The sequence below is a fragment of the Hoeflea sp. AS60 genome (assembly GCF_038900115.1).
Lineage (GTDB): Bacteria > Pseudomonadota > Alphaproteobacteria > Rhizobiales > Rhizobiaceae > Hoeflea.
In genome coordinates this window covers 602,806-622,888 of sequence record NZ_JBBMQP010000001.1, presented here as the reverse complement: position 1 = coordinate 622,888, position 20,083 = coordinate 602,806, and the positions used below count along the sequence as shown (strand labels likewise).

The window sequence follows — 20,083 nt, the reverse complement described above, 5'->3', positions numbered from 1 at the left end:
CCCGTTATTGCATCGGTGCGTTAAGTCAATGCGCGCAAGCCGCAAAGCAGCAAGCCGCAGGTCGCGGCGTGGCCCGCCGTCTTACGCAGATTTGAAGCCGGGGTTGTTTCACCGGCCCTGCCACCACAGATGCAAACGAATAACCGTCGCCCTCGGGTGCCGCCCGAATGCGCAGAACCCTGACCGAAGGATGCTCATGCCCGAACCAATCTATCAGACAGATCGCCCCGTCCTTGTCACCGGCGCCACCGGCTTTGTGGCAGGCTGGCTGGTCAAACGGCTTCTGGAAGAAGGATTCACGGTGCATGGCGCCGTGCGTGATCCATCCAACCAGGCGAAGACCGCGCATCTCACTGCGCTGGCTGACAAGCTGCCAGGTGATCTCAAGCTGTTTGCGGCTGATCTGCTTGATGACGGCAGCTATGCTGATGCGATGGCGGAGTGCGCGGTGGTGTTTCACACAGCGTCGCCCTTTACCAGCAAGTTCAGCGATCCGCAGCGCGATCTGGTTGATCCGGCGGTCAAAGGCACCCGCAATGTGCTGGAAACCGCCAATCGTACACCGAGCGTCACACGTGTGGTGGTGACGAGTTCCGTTGCGGCGATCTATGGTGACACAAAGGATCTGGCCAAGGTGTCGGGTGGTGTGCTGAGCGAGGAGAACTGGAACACGACATCGTCGCTGACCAATTCGCCCTATTCCTTTTCAAAGGTCGAGGCTGAAAAGACAGCCTGGGAGATCGCCAGGGCGCAGGATCGCTGGAAGCTGGTCACGGTCAATCCTTCGCTGGTCATTGGACCGACGTTGTCGGGTAAATCGACATCGGAATCGCACAATCTGATCAAGCAATTTGGTGACGGCACGCTGAAAATCGGCGCGCCGCCGCTGGAATTCGGCATGGTCGATGTGCGCGATGTCGCAGAAGCGCATATGCGCGCGGGCTTCGTGCCAGCTGCGGAAGGTCGGCACATCGCCTCGGGTGAAACCGCGTCGTTCCTTCAGCTTGGCAATATGTTGCGCAATCATTTCGGCGACACATGGCCGTTTCCGACACGTGAACTGCCGAAATGGCTGATGTGGCTGGTTGGGCCCATGATCTCCAAACAGCTGACGCGGGAGTTCGTGTCAAATAATATGGGCCTGCCATGGCGGGCGGACAATTCGAAATCCAGGCGGGAACTCGGCCTCGAATATCACCCGGTCAGCGTTGCTGCGGTCGAGATGTTCCAGCAGTTGATCGACACCGGTAGGGTCAAGGCAAAGTAAGTGGGTAACGGCCGGAAAGCAAATCCAGCCTGTGCCTCTGATTGGAATGCTTGTCGATCGTGAGTTTGCTAGTCTGGACCCATGATCGAGATCCTCAAGAATCCCGCCTATGCGCGTCTGTTTGCCGCTCAAGTGATTGCGCTGACCGGCACCGGGCTGCTGACGGTCGGGCTTGGCCTGCTTGCCTATGATCTGGCGGGCGATCGGGCCGGGGCGGTGCTCGGGACCGTGTTTGCTATCAAGATGGTTGCCTATCTCGGGCTGGCTCCGATTGCCAGCGCGGTGTCTCAGCGGTGGCCCCGAAAACGGGTGCTGATCGGTGCCGATATCGTCCGGGCGCTGATTGCGCTGATGCTGCCATTCATCGATGCGGTCTGGCAGATCTATTTGCTGATCTTCGTGCTGCAAGCGGCGTCAGCCACCTTCACGCCTGCCTTCCAGGCGACCATCCCCAACATTCTGCCGGATGATCGCGATTATACCCGGGCCTTGTCGCTGTCGCGGTTGGCCTATGATCTGGAAAACCTGCTGAGCCCGGCGTTGGCCGGTCTTCTGCTCGCCTTCATCAGCTATCACTGGCTGTTTGCTGGCACAGTGCTCGGGTTTGCAGGGTCTGCGGCTCTTGTGTTGATGGCGACGATTCCCGCGACCCTTGCGAAATCCCCGCAGCGGCCATTTCTGGATCGGCTGACGAACGGCATAATAATATATACTGCAACGCCAATGCTGAGAGGGCTGCTGGCGCTCAATCTCACCGCCGCTGCTGCCGGGGCCTTCGTGCTGGTCAATACGGTGGTGATTGTCCGCTCCGGCTATCTCGGTGATGATACGGGCGTGGCCCTTGCGCTGGCAGCGTTCGGCTGCGGGTCCATGCTGTCGGCCTTGATGTTGCCCCGGCTTCTCGACCGGATTTCTGATCGCAAGGTGATGGTCAGCGCCGGTGTGTCGCTGGCTGGGCTGACCCTGTTGCAGTCAGTCTACCTGCTGGTCTATGGCCTGCCGCCGTGGATTGTGTTTCTGCTCGCATGGGGCCTCAGCGGCCTGCTCTACGCGGCGATCCTGACGCCATCGGGGCGGTTGTTGCGCAAATCCTCCCACGCGGAGGATCGGCCTGCCCTGTTTGCCGCACAGTTCACTCTGTCGCATGTGTGCTGGCTGGTGACCTATCCGGTGGCGGGCTTTGCCGGCAGCGTTCTTGGCATGGGAGAGGCGATGGCGATCCTGGGTGTCATCGCCGGTGGAGGTATTGTTCTCGCAATCATGGTCTGGCCTTCGGGTGATGGTCTGGTGCTCGAGCATGAGCATCGGGACCTGCCGCCAGATCATCCGCATTTGCGCGATCATCCGGCACCGGGCGCGCGGCATCGGCATGTGTTTGTGATTGATGATGAGCACCGGGCCTGGCCGACACACGGCTAAGAATGGCCTGAGGCCACCGCGCCGGTCTCACGGCTTTGTGCGGAAGCGTGAGTTGTATTGGCGGCGGGCTGAACTAGGTTCATTGCAACAATAGGAGGCCTTCATGCTCAGACTGCTGCTCTCATCTGCCCTGTTTACTGTCGCCCTGACCGCCGCACCTGTGCGGGCTGAGGAAACCGGCGTCGCGATTTTCGCCGGCGGCTGCTTCTGGTGCGTGGAATCCGATTTCGATCATGTAAAAGGCGTGACCGAGACCATCTCGGGCTATATTGGCGGCAAGGCTGACAACCCGACCTACAAGTCTCATGTTGCCAATGGCGACCGGGAAGCGGTCGAGATCAAGTATGATCCTGCGGTGGTGAGCTATGCGGAGCTGCTGAAAACCTTCTTCCGCACCGTCAATCCTACAGATGATGGCGGCCAGTTCTGCGACCGTGGCCACAGCTACACGACGGCCGTCTACACGCTTAATGACGAGCAGGCGGCGCTTGCAGAGGCTGCCAAGGCAGACGCCGAGAAGGTGCTTGGCAAGACAGTTGTTACGGAAATCGAAGCTCCGGCCAAATTCTGGCCTGCGGAGGATTACCACCAGGATTTCTACAACAAGAGCCCGGTGCGCTACAATTACTACCGACGTGCCTGCGGTCGCGACCAGGAAATCAAATCGCTTTGGGGCGACGAGGCAGACTTTGGCGTGGTCAAATGAGCATGCCCGCCTGGTGATTCCGTTGGCGTATGAGAGCCATTGACATCGCCATGACGGATTGGCCAGTCTCCCCATGTCCGGCAAGGTGCGCAAACGAGGGCCGGAAGGGGAGAGAGACATGGTTTTGGAGCGCGGCAACGAACCCTGGATGACCGCGCCCGATTTCGGACGCAGCCTGCCGAGAGGCGTGGGGGTCAACCTGCTGGTCAGGGACCTGGAAGCCGAGATCCTGTTCTGCCGGGACTGCCTTGGCGCGATGATCCTGCACAGCGACAAGGATTTCGCGGCAATCGAATTGTGCGGATCGGTGTTCATGCTTCATGCTGATCAAAGCTATGCAAACCATCCGCTTTCCGGAATCGTTGCTGGCTCTGAGACCCGTGGTGCGGGTGTCGAGATCCGCGTCTATGGTCTTGATCCGGACAAGACCGAAGCCAGGGCTGTGGCCCGTGGAGATCATGTGCTGGCGGGCAGTGTGGACAAGCCGCACGGACTCCGGGAGTGCTTCATTGTGGATCCGGAAGGCTATGTCTGGGTTCCTGGAGCGCAAATCCGGGGGTGACAAGGCGGCCAAGACTCGTGTACTGGCGTCAATAATATTGGATTAGCGTCCTGCTAATATGATCCTGTGGCCAGTTTGCCTTGCAATTTCCATGCTATGGTCATTTTATGCGGTTTAGTGGGACGAACAGCGAAGCACATGCTTCGCGTAACCGGAGCTTATCTATGAAGATGCACACCTTGCTGGTCGCAGTTGCGGTCGCCGCAGTCCTTGGCGGATGCCAGCGGACATCCTTCGGTGGCATGAACACCCAGCAGCAGCCGGCTCCGTTGATGCCGGCTCCGGTGGGTGGCGTTGAGTCGGGGCAGCTTGCGCCTCCGATGATGCCGCAGCCGGGCGAGTTTCCGACAGCACCGACCGCTCCGGACCAGACAATGGCACCGCAGGTGGCCGCAGCAAATGCACCGGAGCTGACACGCGAGGCCCTGATCGGGCGCTGGTCGGCCGGAAGCGGTGGAACAACCTGTGATGTCTTCCTGTCGCTGACCAAGTGGACCGGCGGATACCGGGCTGCCTCGCGCGGATGTGTCGGCAACGCGGCGGCAATCGCGGCATGGGATGTGCAGGGCAAGCAGGTCATTCTTGCTGATTCCAGCGGAAACCAGATCGCGCGGCTCTATCAATCCGCCAACGAACGCTATGACGGATCGACCTCGACCGGCCAGCCAATTTCCCTTTCCCGCTAAATTCACGGCGCAGCGCGAAGCGATAGGCCCTGCCTGATGAGCTGGAAGAGACACGACACCGTTGCGGCCGCCTATGCAGACCGTGTGGCCAGCGGCGAATTTTCCATTGATCCGGCGCAGGTCGAGATTGCAGACCGGCTCGACACCTTGCTCGAGGCCGTGACCAACCGGCGGCTCGCCAACAAGTCGAGCGCGCTGGGCTGGATGTTCGGCCGCAAGCAGACATCTAAGGCGCCGCCGCGTGGGCTTTATGTTCATGGCTCGGTCGGGCGCGGCAAGACCATGCTGATGGACATGTTCTTCGAGCTGGTGCCGGCCAAGCGCAAGCGGCGGGCGCATTTTCTCGATTTCATGGCTGATGCCCATTCCCGCATCCATGCCCACCGCCAGAGGCTCAAGAACGGCGAGACCAAGGAGAGCGATCCTGTGCCGCCGGTGGCGGACGAGTTGTTCGAAGAGGCCTGGGTGCTGTGCTTTGACGAGTTTTCGGTCACGGACATAACCGACGCCATGCTGCTCTCACGGCTGTTCGAGCAATTGTTCAAGCGCGGCTGCGTTCTGGTGGCGACTTCCAATGTCGAGCCTGACCAGCTTTACAAGGACGGTCTGAACCGGGATCTGTTCCTGCCGTTCATCGGGTTGCTCAAGGAAAATGTAGACATTCTCAATCTTGATGCACGCACCGACTACCGCATGGAGACCACTACCCGGATGCCGGTCTATCATGTGCTGGCTGACGGTGAGGGCGACGAGGCCACGGATCTGGCCTGGAAGCGGGTGACGGCAGGCAAGCAGGTTGCCCCCACCACGATCCGGGTTCAGGGCCGGGACGTGGCCGTGCCGAAAGCCGGCGCAGGTGCTGCCCGGTTTTCGTTTTCGGATCTGTGCGAAAAGCCGCTCGGGGCTTCCGACTACGCCGCGATATCGACGCGATACCATACGGTGTTTGTTGACCGGGTGCCGGTCCTGGGTGAGGCCGGACGCAATGCGGCCAAGCGTTTCATCACCCTGATCGATACTCTCTATGACCGCAAGAACCGGTTGTTCATCTCGGCGGCTGCAGAGCCGGATGGACTCTATCTGGGCAAGACCGGAACAGAGAGTTTCGAGTTCGCGCGCACAGCATCTCGCCTCAATGAAATGCAAAGTGAGGCCTACCTCGAAGCAAGTCGTGCAAATCAGTTGCTGATTATGCCTGAGGAAAGCTGAAAATATTTACGTTTACGTAAGAATTTCAGAACCTAAACGATTGAAAACATTCATATCGAAAGTTTGAGTTGCCAGTAACGGGCATTCGGTCTATGCGATTGGGCGAAATCGGGGCCGGGCGTTAGGCAGGTTCCAGACCACAACGACCTGCGGAGAATTTCGATATGGCGCGCAACAAGATTGCATTGATTGGCTCGGGAATGATCGGCGGCACGCTCGCCCATCTGGCCGGCTTGAAGGAACTGGGCGACGTCGTCCTGTTCGATATTGCCGAAGGCACGCCTCAGGGCAAGGCGCTCGACATCTCCCAGTCCGCTCCGGCTGAAGGTTTTGACTCCCGCCTCTCCGGCGCCAATGACTACTCGGCAATCGAAGGTGCAGATGTCTGCATCGTCACCGCCGGTGTCGCCCGCAAGCCGGGCATGAGCCGCGACGATCTTCTGGGCATCAACCTCAAGGTGATGGAACAGGTTGGCGCGGGCATCAAGAAGTATGCTCCGAACGCATTTGTCATCTGCATCACCAACCCGCTCGACGCGATGGTCTGGGCGCTGCAGAAGTTCTCCGGCCTGCCCAAGAACAAGGTTGTCGGCATGGCCGGCGTGCTTGACTCGGGCCGCTTCCGCCATTTCCTGGCTGAAGAATTCAACGTTTCGATCGAAGATGTTACCGCCTTCGTGCTGGGTGGCCACGGCGACACCATGGTGCCGCTGGCGCGTTATTCGACAGTTGCCGGCATTCCGCTGCCAGACCTGATCAAGATGGGTTGGACTTCGAAGGAAAAGCTCGAAGAGATCATTCAGCGCACCCGTGACGGCGGCGCGGAAATCGTTTCGCTGCTCAAGACCGGTTCGGCCTATTACGCACCTGCGGCTTCGGCGATCCTGATGGCTGAAAGCTACCTCAAGGACAAGAAGCGGGTTCTGCCCTGCGCTGCTTACCTGTCGGGCCAGTATGGCGTCAAAGACATGTATGTCGGCGTGCCTTGCGTCATCGGCGAGGGTGGCATCGAGCGCATCATCGAGATCGAACTGAACAAGACCGAGCAGAAGGCATTCGACAGCTCGGTTGGCGCAGTCGCCGGTCTTTGCGAAGCCTGCATCGCGATTGCTCCGAACCTGAAGTAATCGGCTACGGATATTGAACGGAAAGCTGAAAACCGGCTTTCCGTTCAGACTTGCGTAAGAACATCGGGTTAGAGCGTTATCAGGCTTAACGAAACGTCAAGACGCTCTCGACTGTTTACTCAATCCAGGAGTTCCCATGAACATCCATGAATACCAGGCCAAGGCCCTTCTCAAGGGTTTTGGCGCGCCGGTGGCCGAAGGGGTCGCCATCTTTTCCGCTGACGAGGCGGAAGCTGCTGCGAAATCGCTGCCTGGCCCACTTTATGTGGTCAAGAGCCAGATCCATGCGGGCGGACGCGGCAAGGGCAAGTTCAAGGAACTCGGACCTGACGCCAAGGGCGGCGTGCGGCTGGCCTTCTCGATTGACGAGGCCAAGGCACATGCCAAGGAAATGCTCGGCAACACGCTGGTCACCAAGCAGACCGGCGACGCAGGCAAGGTGGTCAACCGGCTCTACATCGAAGACGGCGCCGACATCGAGCGCGAACTGTATCTCTCCATTCTGGTTGACCGCACCGTCGGTCAGGTGGCCTTCGTGGTTTCCACCGAAGGCGGCATGGACATCGAGGCGGTTGCTGAAAAAACACCCGAGAAGATCATCACCGTCGCCATCGACCCTATGGCTGGTGTGACGTCTGCCGATCTCGCCAAGCTCAACAGCGCGCTGAAGCTTTCGGGCGAGGCTGCTGCGGACGGCGAGAAGCTGTTCCCGATCCTCTACAAGGCGTTTGTCGAAAAGGACATGGCGCTTCTGGAAATCAACCCGCTGATCGTGATGAAAACCGGTCGTCTGCGGGTGCTCGACGCCAAGGTGTCGTTCGACAACAACGCGCTGTTCCGCCACGACGACATTGTCGAGCTGCGTGACCTGACCGAAGAAGATGCCAAGGAAATCGAGGCGTCGAAATACGACCTCGCCTATGTGGCGCTCGACGGCAATATCGGCTGCATGGTCAACGGTGCAGGCCTCGCCATGGCGACCATGGACATCATCAAGCTCTACGGCCAGGAACCTGCCAACTTCCTCGACGTTGGTGGCGGCGCCACCACCGAAAAGGTGACGGCTGCGTTCAAGATCATCACTGCTGACCCGGCTGTCAAAGGCATTCTGGTCAACATCTTCGGCGGCATCATGAAGTGTGACGTCATTGCCGAGGGCGTTGTCGCTGCGGTGAAGGAAGTCGGCCTCAAGGTTCCTCTGGTGGTTCGTCTCGAAGGCACCAATGTGGCGCTCGGCAAGAAGATCATCAACGAAAGCGGCCTCGACGTGATCGCCGCCGACGATCTCGACGATGCAGCGCAGAAGATTGTCGCCGCGGTGAAGGGAAACTGAGACCATGTCCATTCTTATCGACAAGAACACCAAGGTCCTGGTTCAGGGCCTGACCGGCAAGACCGGCACCTTCCACACCGAGCAGGCGCTGGCCTATCACGGCACGCAGATGGTTGGCGGTATCCACCCGAAAAAGGGCGGCTCCACCTGGGAAGGTTCGGGCGGCGAGAAGCTGCCGATCTTCGCGTCTGTTGCTGAAGGCAAGGCCCAGACCGGCGCAAACGCCTCCGTGATCTACGTGCCGCCGGCAGGTGCCGCGGCTGCGATCATCGAAGCCATCGAGGCCGAGGTCGAGCTGATCGTCTGCATCACCGAGGGTATCCCGGTGGCCGACATGATCCGCGCCAAGGCGATCCTTGACAAGTCGAAGTCACGGCTGATCGGTCCGAACTGCCCCGGCGTCATGACGCCGGACCAGTGCAAGATCGGCATCATGCCGGGCAACATCTTCAAGAAGGGCTCGGTGGGCATCCTGTCGCGCTCCGGCACGCTGACCTATGAGGCTGTGTTCCAGACCACCAATGAAGGCCTCGGCCAGTCAAGCGCTGTCGGCATTGGCGGCGACCCGGTCAAAGGCACCGAGTTCATCGATATTCTCGATCTCTATCTCGACGATCCGGAAACTGAATCGATCATCATGATCGGCGAAATCGGCGGTTCGGCTGAAGAAGATGCAGCAGAGTGGCTGATCGAACAGGCCAAGAAGGGCCGCAAGAAGCCGATGGCAGGCTTCATCGCCGGCCGCACGGCACCTCCCGGACGCACCATGGGCCATGCAGGCGCGGTGATTTCGGGCGGCAAGGGCGGCGCTGACGACAAGATCAAGGCCATGGAAGCCGCGGGCATCCGTGTTTCGCCGTCGCCTGCGCGTCTTGGCAAGACACTGGTCGAAGTCCTCAAGGGATAGAGCAAGCCTATGCGCATGACCGACATTGCTTTCGGCATCACGGAGTGGGACGGCGTCGAGCCGGTTCACCATTCCGGTGATGCGGGACATGCAATGTGGCGCACCCGCACTTTTGGTCCGGAGGATAACCCTGTCCGGGTTCGGATGGTGGAGTATTCTCCGGGTTATGAAGCAGACCATTGGTGCGAAAAGGGACATATCCTTCTTTGTCTTGAAGGCGAGATGGATACGGTTCTTGCAGACGGTCGTGCGTTCAAGATGAAACCGGGAACAAGTTATCAAGTTGCCGACGGAGCGGAGCCGCATCGCTCCAGTTCGGTCGGCGGCGCGAAACTGTTCATTGTCGACTAAACGTTCGAGGCAAAATCCATGAGCGACGCCGTGCGCGAAACGCTGGACCGCTACTACGCCGCGCTGAAAGCGGGCGACAGGGTGGCCCTGCGCGACGTCGTCTCGGATGATATCGAGGTTCATTATCCGGCGCCTGACGGGCTTCTGCCCTGGGCCGGAAACTGGACCGGGTTCGATGGCTTCGAAACGTTCATCAAGACCCTGGGCGATCATCTGGTGATCGACAGGGTCGAACCGCTTGCAATCCATGTCGCCGGCGAGACCGTCATCACGGTGCTCAAGGGTGAATGGACGGTCAAGGCGAACGCACGCAAGGTGCGGACCGAAACGGTCAACATGTTCACATTACGCGACGGCAAGATCGTCCGGTACCAGGTTTTCAGCGACACGGCAGCGCTGGGGACCGGGTTGGGAAGGCTTGCAGCGGCGTGAGTGCCGCGCAAGCCTCAAAGTCTAGGGATAGGGCCTGAAAAGCCCGGAAAAAGGTGAGACCCATGGCACGCAACGACGAAGCCAACGACATTCTGGCGCAGACATCGTTCCTGTACGGCGGCAATGCTGCCTATATCGAGCAGATGTATGCCCGCTACGAAGACAATCCGGGCAGTGTGCCGGCCGAATGGCAGTCGTTCTTTGCCGAGTTGAAGGACGATCCGGACCAGGTCCGCAAATCCGCCGCCGGCGCTTCTTGGAAGCAGCCGAACTGGCCGATTCCGGCCAATGGCGAGCTCGTCTCGGCGCTTGATGGAGATTGGGGCACTGTCGAGAAAATCGTCGCCGACAAGCTCAAGGGCAAGGCGGAAGCCGCAGGCAAGCCGGCAGACAGTGGCGATGTCACGCAGGCGACGCGCGATTCAGTCAAAGCGCTGATGATGATCCGCGCATTCCGCATGCGCGGCCATCTGCACGCCAAGCTCGATCCGCTCGGAATCGCCCAGCAACCCGACAATGATTACAACGAGCTGTCACCGGAAGCCTACGGGTTCACCGAAGCTGATTATGACCGCCGGATCTACATCGATTTCGTGCTCGGGCTCGAATACGCCACCATCCGCGAGATGATGGACATTCTGCAGCGCACCTACTGCTCGACGCTGGGTGTCGAGTTCATGCACATTTCGAATCCGGAAGAGAAGTCCTGGATCCAGGAACGCATCGAGGGGCCCGACAAGGGTGTCGAGTTCACCGAGAACGGCAAGAAGGCGATCCTGCAGAAGCTGATCGAGGCGGAAGGCTTCGAGCAGTTCATCGATGTCAAATACAAGGGCACCAAGCGGTTTGGTCTTGATGGCGGCGAATCGCTGATTCCTGCGCTCGAGCAGATTATCAAGCGCGGCGGAAATATGGGCCTTAAGGAAGTCGTCTTCGGCATGGCTCACCGCGGCCGGCTCAACGTGCTGACCCAGGTGATGGGCAAACCGCACCGCGCGGTGTTTCACGAGTTCAAGGGCGGGTCGTTCAAGCCCGATGAGGTCGAAGGCTCGGGCGACGTCAAGTATCACCTTGGCGCCTCCTCAGACCGCGAGTTCGACAACAACAAGGTTCACCTGTCGCTGACGGCCAACCCTTCGCACCTTGAAATCGTCAATCCGGTGGTGATGGGCAAGGCCCGCGCCAAGCAGGATCTGCTGGCGACCGAATTCGAGGGCGACATCATTCCGCTCAGGGAACGCGTCAAGGTCATGCCGCTGCTGCTGCACGGCGATGCGGCCTTTGCCGGCCAGGGCGTTGTGGCTGAAATTCTTGGCCTGTCGGGCCTGCGCGGTCACCGCGTCGGCGGCACGGTGCATTTCATCATCAACAACCAGATCGGTTTCACCACCAATCCGGGCTTCTCGCGCTCTTCGCCCTATCCTTCGGATGTGGCCAAGATGATCGAGGCGCCGATCTTCCACGTCAATGGCGACGATCCGGAAGCGGTTGTCTATGCCGCCAAGGTGGCCACCGAATTCCGCATGACCTTCCACAAGCCGGTGGTCATCGACATGTTCTGCTACCGTCGCTTCGGCCACAACGAGGGCGACGAACCGGCGTTCACACAGCCGAAGATGTACAAGAAGATCCGCAGCCACGAGACGGTTGTCACGATCTATTCGCGCCGCCTGATCGAGGAGGGCGTGATTTCCGAAGGCGAATTCGAAAAGATGAAGGCCGACTGGCGCGCCAATCTGGAAACCGAATTCGACATCGGCCAGAGCTACAAGCCGAACAAGGCCGACTGGCTCGACGGTCAATGGTCGGGTCTGCGCACCGCCGACAATCAGGACGAGCAGCGCCGGGGCAAGACCGCGATGCCGCTCAAGCAGCTGCGCGAGATCGGCAAGAAACTGTCGGAGGTTCCGGCAGATTTCAATGCGCACCGCACCATCCAGCGGTTCATGGATAACCGCGCCAAGATGGTCGAGACCGGTGAAGGCATCGACTGGGCGTTTGCCGAGGCGCTGGCCTTCGGATCGCTGTGCGTGGAAGGCACCAAGATCCGGTTTTCCGGCCAGGATGTGGAGCGCGGTACGTTTTCGCAACGGCATTCGGTGCTTTACGATCAGGAGACCGAAGAACGCTACATCCCGCTTGCCAACCTTTCTGCCAACCAGGCGCGTTACGAAGTGATCAACTCGATGCTGTCGGAAGAGGCAGTGCTCGGATTCGAATACGGCTATTCGCTGGCGCGACCCAACGCGCTGACACTGTGGGAAGCCCAGTTTGGCGATTTCGCCAACGGCGCACAGGTGCTGTTTGACCAGTTCATCTCGTCAGGCGAGCGCAAGTGGCTTCGTATGTCCGGTCTCGTCTGCCTGCTGCCGCATGGCTATGAGGGACAGGGTCCGGAGCACTCGTCGGCCCGCCTCGAGCGCTTCCTGCAGATGTGTGCGGAAGACAACATGCAGGTTGCCAACTGCACCACGCCGTCGAATTACTTCCATATCCTGCGACGTCAGGTGAAGCGCGATTTCCGCAAGCCGCTGATCATGATGACGCCGAAATCGCTGCTGCGCCACAAGCGTGCCGTGTCGACACTGGCCGAAATGTCGGGCGAAAGCTCGTTCCACAGACTGCTGTGGGACGACGCCGAAGTGCTCAAGAACGAGCCGATCAAGCTGGTCAAGGACAACAAGATCCGCCGCGTCGTGATGTGCTCGGGCAAGGTCTATTTCGACTTGTACGAAGAACGCGAAAAGCGCGGCATTGATGATGTCTACCTGCTGCGCCTGGAACAGCTTTATCCGTTCCCGGCCAAGGCGCTGATCAACGAACTGTCGCGCTTCCGCAATGCCGAAATGGTATGGTGTCAGGAAGAACCCAAGAACATGGGTGCATGGTCGTTCATCGATCCCTATCTCGAGTGGGTTCTGGCGCATATCGACGCCAAGTTCCAGCGGGTTCGCTACACCGGCCGTCCGGCCTCGGCGTCAACTGCAACGGGTCTGATGTCCCGTCACCTTGCCCAGCTTGAAGCCTTCCTTGAGGATGCGCTGGGTGGCTGATGCCGCCCGCGCTGCCGCACAATTGTCTGTCTGACTGAAAAAGAACGGAAACAAATATCATGGCTACTGAAGTTCGCGTCCCGACCCTTGGTGAATCTGTCAGCGAAGCCACCATCGGCACCTGGCTCAAACAAGTTGGCGACACCGTGAAGGTGGACGAGCCGCTGGTGGAGCTTGAAACCGACAAGGTGTCGATCGAGGTTCCATCGCCTGTCTCCGGCGTCCTGAGCGAAATTCTCGCCAAGGACGGCGAGACGGTCGAGGTCAACGCCCTCTTGGCAAACATTTCCGAGGGCGAAGGTGCTGCGGCGCCGGCCAAGTCTGAACCTGCAAAGTCTGAACCTGCGAAGTCCGAACCTGCAAAGAGCGAGGCGAAAGCCGAAGCACCAGCTGCGAAGGCTGAGGCTCCCGGAGCCGCAACCAAGAGCGACATGCCGGCTGCACCTTCGGCGCAGAAGCTGATGGCGGAAAACAAGATCGATGCTGGCGACGTGTCGGGCTCAGGCAAGCGCGGCCAGGTTCTCAAGGGCGACGTGCTTGATGCCATCGGCAAGGGCTCGGCTCCGGCTGCTGCACCCGCAGCGGCTCGCTCAAGCTCATCGGCTGATGACGCACCACGCGAAGAGCGGGTGAAGATGACCCGCCTGCGCCAGACCATCGCGCGCCGCCTGAAGGAAGCGCAGAACACGGCTGCGATGCTGACCACCTACAACGAGGTGGACATGAGCGCGGTGATGGATATGCGCAAGAAGTACAAGGACCTGTTCGAGAAGAAGCACGGCGTCAAGCTTGGCTTCATGGGCTTCTTCACCAAGGCGGTGACCCATGCGCTCAAGGAAATCCCGGCGGTCAATGCCGAGATCGACGGCACAGACCTGATCTACAAGAACTACTGCCATGTCGGCGTCGCTGTCGGCACCGACAAGGGCCTGGTGGTTCCTGTGGTGCGCGATGCGGACCAGATGAGCATTGCCGAGATCGAGAAGGAGATCGGCCGTCTGGGACGGGCTGCACGCGATGGCGAACTGTCGATGGCCGACATGCAGGGCGGCACCTTTACCATCTCCAATGGCGGTGTCTACGGCTCGCTGATGTCCTCGCCGATCCTCAACTCGCCGCAGTCCGGTATCCTGGGCATGCACAAGATCCAGGAACGCCCGATGGCTGTCGGCGGCCAGGTTGTGATCCGGCCGATGATGTATCTGGCACTCTCCTATGACCACCGGATTGTCGACGGCAAGGACGCCGTGACCTTCCTGGTCCGGGTCAAGGACAGCCTGGAAGATCCGGAGCGTCTCGTTCTCGATCTTTGACACGCATCTGGTTCCGGGCTGGCGTGTGCCGGTCCGGGCCCTGTTTTTGGCTTAGCCGGGAAGTGGTTTGACAGCGGGCTCCAATGCTGAACTGACATCGGGCCCAGCAAAGAACCGTCAGGCTGCTATCAGCCGATATGGGAATGTATGAGATGCACCACTACCTGATCGAACTTGCTGCCCTGATGGCAATTTTCTCGTTCGGTATCGTTGCTCCCGGCGCTGATACGGCGATGGTGATGCGTCAGGCTGTGGTCCACGGGCGCAAGGCCGCTATCCTCACCAGTGTCGGCATCGGGGTTTCCCTGATGGTGCATGTGACCTACACCATTCTTGGTCTGGGGCTGATTATTTCTCAGTCGATCACGGTCTTCAACATCATCAAATGGGCGGGCGTTGCCTATCTGATCTATATCGGCATCCAGTCTTTTCGCGCCGGTTCGGTGACGATTGATGCCGGAGTGGTGGGACCGGGCGCAGCGTCATCCCAATCCGGGTTCAAGGGATTTGCGCTCGGCTTCATGGCCAACGCGCTCAATCCGAAGCCAGTGTTTTTCTTCTTGTCGATTTTCTCGACTGTGGTTAGCCATGATACCCCGGCCACGATCAAGTTTGGCTATGGTCTGGTCATGGCGAGCTGCCTGATTGCCTGGTTTGTCGCGATGTCGTTTTTTCTGACAATTCCGAAAATGCGCGCAGGATTTGAGCGTGCCGGTAAATGGATCAATCGCACCAGCGGCCTTGTGTTTATTGCCTTCGGGCTGAAACTCGCAACCGAGAAGGCAGGCTGACAAGATGCATGGCCGTGGCCGGATATGGGCAGTGTGTTTGATGCTGGCGCTTGTTTCAGCGCCGGCACAAGCTGCTTGCCCACAGGCACTGGCGGTATACAGTGACGCGGCATCGGGCGCGGAAATCGCATTCTCGGGGCCGCTGTCCCAAGCAGACGGCATGCAGCACCGGTTCCATCTGACATTTGCTGAAAACGATGTCAGGATGGAGGGTGTGGTGATGATGGCGGGCGAGCCGGATCGGCCCTGGGGCGTGATCCTGCACAATTGCCCCCAGGGCGATGCGACCGGTGCCGAGATTGACGCCTGCACCGTCTGGGAAGGCGTCATCTATACGATCGGCAGCACTGGCGAGGCCGGCTGGCTGCCTGTGCTGGACGCGAATAGCACCGCCGGCGACAGCCTGCTGCTGCCGGACTTCGGCGCTGCAGTGATGCGGTCGCAGGCATGGCTGGCCCGACAGGTAACAATGCTTCCCGGCGATGTGTTCAAGCTGAAAGCCTGCCAGGAATGAATTTCGGATCATAAGGACAAGACCATGAGCTACGACGTCATCATTATCGGTTCCGGACCCGGCGGCTATGTCTGCGCCATCAAGGCGGCGCAGCTTGGCCTCAAGGTCGCTGTTATTGAAAAGCGCGCGACTTTCGGCGGCACCTGCCTGAACATCGGCTGTATCCCCTCGAAAGCGCTGCTGCATGCGTCGGAAGTGTTCGCGCACGCCAATCACGGCATGGAGAGCCTCGGCGTCGAGATCGGCAAGCCGACGCTTAATCTTGAAAAGATGATGGCGCACAAGGACGCGACAGTGAAGTCTAACGTCGACGGTGTCGCTTTCCTGTTCAAGAAGAACAAGGTCGAAAGCTTCATCGGCACCGGCAAGGTGCTGGGCGAAGGCAAGGTGTCGGTGACCGGCGATGACGGCAAGACGCAAGAACTCGAGGCCAAGAACATCGTGATCGCAACCGGCTCTGATGTCGCTGGTATTCCCGGCGTTCAGGTTGATATCGACGAGAAGATCATCGTGTCCTCGACCGGGGCGATCGCGCTCGACAAGGTGCCGCAGCACATCGTCGTTGTCGGCGGCGGCGTGATCGGTCTGGAAATGGGTTCGGTCTGGAGCAGGCTCGGCGCGAAAGTGACCGTGATCGAGTATCTCGACAAGATCCTCGGGGGCATGGACGGCGAAGTCTCCAAGCAGTTCCAGCGCATTCTTGCCAAGCAGGGCATGGACTTCAAGCTCAGCGCCAAGGTGACCGGCGTCGAGAAAGCCGACAAGGATGGCAAGGGGGGCGCCAAGGTCTCGTTTGAGCCGGTCAAGGGCGGCGATGCCGAGACGATTGATGCCGATATCGTGCTGATCGCCACCGGCCGCAAACCCTACACAGAGGGTCTGGGTCTTGAAGAGGCCGGCGTGGTGCTTGACGAGCGTGGCCGGGTGCGCACCGATCATCATTACCAGACCAATGTGCCGGGCGTGTATGCCATCGGCGACGTCATCGTCGGCCCGATGCTGGCGCACAAGGCCGAGGACGAAGGCGTGGCGCTGGCCGAAATCATGGCTGGCCAGGCAGGTCATGTGAACTACAATGTCATTCCTGGCGTGGTCTATACCCAGCCGGAAGTGGCGTCCGTCGGCAAGACCGAGGAAGAAATCAAGACCGAAGGCGTCAAGTACAAGTCCGGCAAGTTCCCGTTCTCGGCCAATGGTCGGGCAAGGGCGATGGAAGCATCGGACGGCTTCGTCAAGGTGCTGGCAGATGCCGAAACCGACCGGGTTCTGGGTGTCCACATCATCGGCCTTGGCGCCGGCGAGATGATCCACGAAGCCGCCGTGCTGATGGAATTTGGTGGGTCATCCGAAGATCTCGGCCGCACCTGCCATGCGCATCCGACCATGTCGGAAGCGGTCAAGGAAGCCGCACTCGCGACCTTCTTCAAGCCGATCCATCTCTAGGCGCACTTCAGTGAAGCTTGCGGGAAATCAGAAGCAATGAAAGCCCGCGAGATTACCATATCGCTGCCGCATCCGGCCTTGCCGGGTGCGGATTGGGGCGACTGTTTCGAGACGGTGAGCGGCGATGCGGGGCTGACGGCTGAAGCCGCCGCTCGGCAGGCGTTCGAGACGATGCCGCGATGGGCAAGCCAGCTGATGGCCTTGCGCAATCTTCTGGTCAAACCGTTCGGCTTGAAAGGCGACCCAGAAGTCGCATCAGCGGGTGCGCCGCGGATCGGCATGTTTCCGGTGATCAGCAGAACGCCGGCGGAATGCGTTCTGGGGTTTGATGACCGGCATCTCGATTTCAGAATCGTTGTTGAAACCCAAGCTTTGCAGGGCAAGCAGACAGCGGTGCGATTGATGACGCTGGTCGAGCGGCACAACCTGCTTGGCCGCTGCTATCTGGCACTCATCATGCCGTTTCACAAGCTGATCGTGAAAAGCACGCTGTCGCGGGTCGGCTGACGTTTTTGAGAGACTCTCGTTGAAACGCGAAACCGCCCGGTGTGGGGCCGGGCGGTTCTTGCGTTTCCATCACGTATGGGTGGAGGCAACTGGCGTAATGGAACGCCTGCGGCTTAGCCGTTGGAGGCCGGCGCCGGGGAAGTGGTTGTGCCAGGGGCAGCCGGAGCTGCAGCATCCGGGGCGATCAGGGGCCCATCGGGTGCGGGAACGGGACGCGCGGGGTTGGCGCCAGGAGCAAACGGGTCATTGCTCTGTGCAGCTGGGACAGGGTTGTTTGCCGGCTGATAATCATCGGCTGTCCAGAAAACGAAAGCTGTCATGCCCAGCAGGACGAACAGTACGATCGCAGCCAATACGCCGGTTGAATTATTTGATCTGACAGTTGTTTGCCGAACATGCCGGTGCGAACGACCCTGCTCGGAATTGCGAGTATGCGTGGTATAATCGACCATTGGACATCTCCTTTTCTGTCACAGGGTAAGAACGCCCGGATCAGGAGATAGGTTCCCGCTCTATCACACGCTGCCGGTCACGGTTTGTTACCGCACAAGACTGACCTTGTAGCCACTCTTCTTGAGCGGCGCGCGTCGTCATGACGTTTCCGCGGCTGCTGGTCTCTCGCTGGTGATGTTATTGTTATGTCCTGATAAGGCCGCGCCGCCTGACGGATGAGTTCGATCGCGCGGTCCCTGTCGTTCAGATCGCGTGCGAGCAGAAGGCAGACCTGAGCCAGGAAAATTGCCGCTTGCTGCTCGCCGGCAATGTCGATTGCGGTCGCCAGTTCCTCGTAGACGGATTCGATGTCCTGTTGCTGCATGGCGTTAGTCCTTCCTGAAACTGAGCGTTTCTAACGCTGCGGCGATCTTGTCGGCTGATGCGTTCATCCATCGCGCGCCGATATGAAGATCGGGGCGAACCAGATAGGCGGACGCAGGACCCGAGCCAAGGATCCGGGATGCATCGCCGGGACAGGCGAGACAAACCACTTCCGGCGCATCCGGCAGTCTGCCGACTGCATCTGACAGCTCCTTGTCAAAACAGACGAGGGTGAAGCCGCTGCCGATCCGGTCTGACAGGAAGCCGGCGTCAATCGCCGCATCGGGCATGGCGGCGCCGGGGGCCGGGCCACCGGCAAATTCCGGATCGTCGGGGAGCACTGCCGGACTGCCGGCATAGGTGAAAGGCGTCATCTGGCGGGGATTGGCGAGTTCGGCTGCGAACGGGTGCTCGAGCGCCAGACCGAGGGCGGCATCGCGCATGATCCGCCATCCCGGACTCGGCGGCGTCATGAAGCGGGCGCTCTTGGTTGCGTTGGCGAAGACATCAAGCGTGGCACCGCGCCTTTCCGGCGTGTAGCTGTCGAGAAGTTTTTCGCCGGCGCGGCCAGTGAGCACCCAGCCGAGTTTCCATCCGATGTTGTGGGCATCGGCGATGCCGTTGTTGAGACCACGGACACCGAAAATCGGGACGATATGGGCACTGTCGCCGATGAAGAACACGCGGCCATGGCGATACTCGTCGAGCGCCAGTGTGTTGGCGGAGTAGACGCTCCACCATTCCAGATCCCAGCTGCCCTGATAGTCGATGTCTTCAAGCACCAGGGCAACGCTCTTGCGGACTGTGTCCTCTTTCACAGCCTCGCTTTCGCTTTCGCCGCTGGCGAGCTGATAGTCGATGCGCCAGATGTTGTCGGGCTGCTTGTGGATCAGCACGGTTCCCCCTGGTCGGCATTTTGGGTCGAACAGAGCACGTCTGATCGTTGGGTAGTCGTGCTGCATCTGGACATCGGCGATGACGTAGCGGCCTTCATAATTCTCTCCGCGCAGCTTCAGGCCCATCATCCGGCGCAATGCGCTTCGCGCGCCATCGGCGGCGAGCAGCCAATCGGCCTTCAGTGCATAGTTCTTTTGCGGATCGGTGATTGTCAGCTGGACGCCAGCCGGGCCTGACTGCAGCCCGGTCACTTCGCTCCGCCACCTCAGGTCAATGAGCGGGTTTCGGTCGATCGCCTGCCAGAGATACTGCTCGATATATTGCTGTTCGAGATTGTACATCGGCCGGAATTTTTCCGACGGGCCGTCCGGCATGTGGAATTCGAGGAACTGCTTGCCGCGATAGAAGCTGCGCCCGGTTGTCCAGCCAAGAGCCTTTGCCAGGAAAGGCTCGGCTGCATCGATACTCTCAAGGATGTGGAGGCTCTGGCGCGCAATGCAGATCGCGCGGCTTCCGTCGTTGAAGGTGGATTTTGATTCGAGGAGAACCGAGCGGATGCCCTCGCGCGCCAGGGTGAGCGCCGCAACCATTCCGATCGGCCCGGCGCCGACGATTGCGACCCGGGCAGGGTCTCCTAGAATCGCCCTCCGACTTCCCCTCGGCTCGTCAAAACGCGGGTAATCGAAATAGACCGAATCCGTTTCGCTTCGACCGGCAGGCCTCATGGAATTCCTCCCTCACCACTCTTTG

The 20,083-nt window shown here is 59.8% G+C and carries 19 protein-coding genes; 17 read left to right on the top strand and 2 right to left on the bottom strand.

The window, feature by feature from the left end; translation table 11 throughout:
* The first annotated feature begins 196 nt into the window (after nucleotides 1–196).
* From WNZ14_RS02900 to WNZ14_RS02820, 17 genes are all read left to right on the top strand, one after another.
* Complete coding sequence (locus tag WNZ14_RS02900) at nucleotides 197–1,267, top strand: NAD-dependent epimerase/dehydratase family protein (RefSeq protein ID WP_342867100.1); 1,071 nt, start codon at nucleotides 197–199, stop codon at nucleotides 1,265–1,267.
* A gap of 81 nt (nucleotides 1,268–1,348) precedes the next feature.
* Nucleotides 1,349–2,686 carry an MFS transporter gene (locus WNZ14_RS02895; protein ID WP_342867099.1) on the top strand — a complete coding sequence of 446 codons (1,338 nt, stop codon included), beginning with the start codon at nucleotides 1,349–1,351 and terminating at the stop codon, nucleotides 2,684–2,686.
* A gap of 103 nt (nucleotides 2,687–2,789) precedes the next feature.
* Nucleotides 2,790–3,392 carry a peptide-methionine (S)-S-oxide reductase MsrA gene (gene msrA / locus WNZ14_RS02890; protein ID WP_342867098.1) on the top strand — a complete coding sequence of 201 codons (603 nt, stop codon included), beginning with the start codon at nucleotides 2,790–2,792 and terminating at the stop codon, nucleotides 3,390–3,392.
* A 118-nt stretch (nucleotides 3,393–3,510) separates the two neighbouring features.
* On the top strand, nucleotides 3,511–3,954 hold the full coding sequence (locus WNZ14_RS02885; RefSeq protein ID WP_342867097.1) for a hypothetical protein: 444 nt from the start codon (nucleotides 3,511–3,513) through the stop codon (nucleotides 3,952–3,954).
* 164 nt (nucleotides 3,955–4,118) lie between these two features.
* Nucleotides 4,119–4,640, top strand: a complete 522-nt coding sequence (locus WNZ14_RS02880) for a protease inhibitor Inh/omp19 family protein (protein WP_342867096.1) — start codon at nucleotides 4,119–4,121, stop codon at nucleotides 4,638–4,640.
* Between the two features lie 36 nt (nucleotides 4,641–4,676).
* On the top strand, nucleotides 4,677–5,849 hold the full coding sequence (gene zapE, locus WNZ14_RS02875) for a cell division protein ZapE (protein WP_342867095.1): 1,173 nt from the start codon (nucleotides 4,677–4,679) through the stop codon (nucleotides 5,847–5,849).
* Nucleotides 5,850–6,013: 164 nt separating this feature from the next.
* Entirely contained in the window at nucleotides 6,014–6,976 is a 963-nt protein-coding gene (gene mdh / locus WNZ14_RS02870; protein ID WP_342867094.1) for a malate dehydrogenase, read from the top strand.
* Between the two features lie 136 nt (nucleotides 6,977–7,112).
* A complete protein-coding gene (gene sucC / locus WNZ14_RS02865; RefSeq protein ID WP_342867093.1) occupies nucleotides 7,113–8,309 on the top strand; it encodes an ADP-forming succinate--CoA ligase subunit beta in 1,197 nt (398 codons plus the stop codon).
* A 4-nt stretch (nucleotides 8,310–8,313) separates the two neighbouring features.
* Nucleotides 8,314–9,216 carry a succinate--CoA ligase subunit alpha gene (sucD, locus tag WNZ14_RS02860; RefSeq protein ID WP_342867092.1) on the top strand — a complete coding sequence of 301 codons (903 nt, stop codon included), beginning with the start codon at nucleotides 8,314–8,316 and terminating at the stop codon, nucleotides 9,214–9,216.
* 9 nt (nucleotides 9,217–9,225) lie between these two features.
* Complete coding sequence (locus WNZ14_RS02855) at nucleotides 9,226–9,567, top strand: DHCW motif cupin fold protein (RefSeq protein ID WP_342867091.1); 342 nt, start codon at nucleotides 9,226–9,228, stop codon at nucleotides 9,565–9,567.
* Nucleotides 9,568–9,585: 18 nt separating this feature from the next.
* Nucleotides 9,586–9,999: a nuclear transport factor 2 family protein gene (locus WNZ14_RS02850; protein WP_342867090.1), complete on the top strand. Its 414-nt coding sequence runs from the start codon at nucleotides 9,586–9,588 to the stop codon at nucleotides 9,997–9,999.
* 62 nt (nucleotides 10,000–10,061) lie between these two features.
* Nucleotides 10,062–13,052 (top strand): 2-oxoglutarate dehydrogenase E1 component, encoded by a 2,991-nt coding sequence (locus WNZ14_RS02845; protein ID WP_342867089.1) that lies wholly within the window; start codon nucleotides 10,062–10,064, stop codon nucleotides 13,050–13,052.
* Nucleotides 13,053–13,111: 59 nt separating this feature from the next.
* On the top strand, nucleotides 13,112–14,365 hold the full coding sequence (gene odhB, locus WNZ14_RS02840; protein ID WP_342867088.1) for a 2-oxoglutarate dehydrogenase complex dihydrolipoyllysine-residue succinyltransferase: 1,254 nt from the start codon (nucleotides 13,112–13,114) through the stop codon (nucleotides 14,363–14,365).
* Nucleotides 14,366–14,517: 152 nt separating this feature from the next.
* The gene (locus WNZ14_RS02835) at nucleotides 14,518–15,156 is read left to right on the top strand and encodes a LysE family translocator (protein WP_342867087.1); all 639 of its coding nucleotides are present in this window, start codon (nucleotides 14,518–14,520) and stop codon (nucleotides 15,154–15,156) included.
* Nucleotides 15,157–15,187: 31 nt separating this feature from the next.
* Nucleotides 15,188–15,670, top strand: coding sequence for a hypothetical protein (locus tag WNZ14_RS02830; protein WP_342867086.1), 483 nt, complete (start codon nucleotides 15,188–15,190; stop codon nucleotides 15,668–15,670).
* Between the two features lie 24 nt (nucleotides 15,671–15,694).
* On the top strand, nucleotides 15,695–17,113 hold the full coding sequence (gene lpdA / locus WNZ14_RS02825; RefSeq protein ID WP_342867085.1) for a dihydrolipoyl dehydrogenase: 1,419 nt from the start codon (nucleotides 15,695–15,697) through the stop codon (nucleotides 17,111–17,113).
* Nucleotides 17,114–17,149: 36 nt separating this feature from the next.
* On the top strand, nucleotides 17,150–17,620 hold the full coding sequence (locus WNZ14_RS02820; RefSeq protein WP_342867084.1) for a DUF2867 domain-containing protein: 471 nt from the start codon (nucleotides 17,150–17,152) through the stop codon (nucleotides 17,618–17,620).
* A gap of 529 nt (nucleotides 17,621–18,149) precedes the next feature.
* Here the strand turns inward: WNZ14_RS02820 and WNZ14_RS02815 are convergent.
* Together WNZ14_RS02815 and WNZ14_RS02810 are read right to left on the bottom strand one after the other, a co-directional pair.
* A complete protein-coding gene (locus WNZ14_RS02815) occupies nucleotides 18,150–18,437 on the bottom strand; it encodes a hypothetical protein (RefSeq protein ID WP_342867083.1) in 288 nt (95 codons plus the stop codon).
* A gap of 4 nt (nucleotides 18,438–18,441) precedes the next feature.
* Complete coding sequence (locus WNZ14_RS02810) at nucleotides 18,442–20,058, bottom strand: FAD-dependent monooxygenase (protein ID WP_342867082.1); 1,617 nt, start codon at nucleotides 20,056–20,058, stop codon at nucleotides 18,442–18,444.
* Nucleotides 20,059–20,083 lie beyond the last annotated feature (25 nt).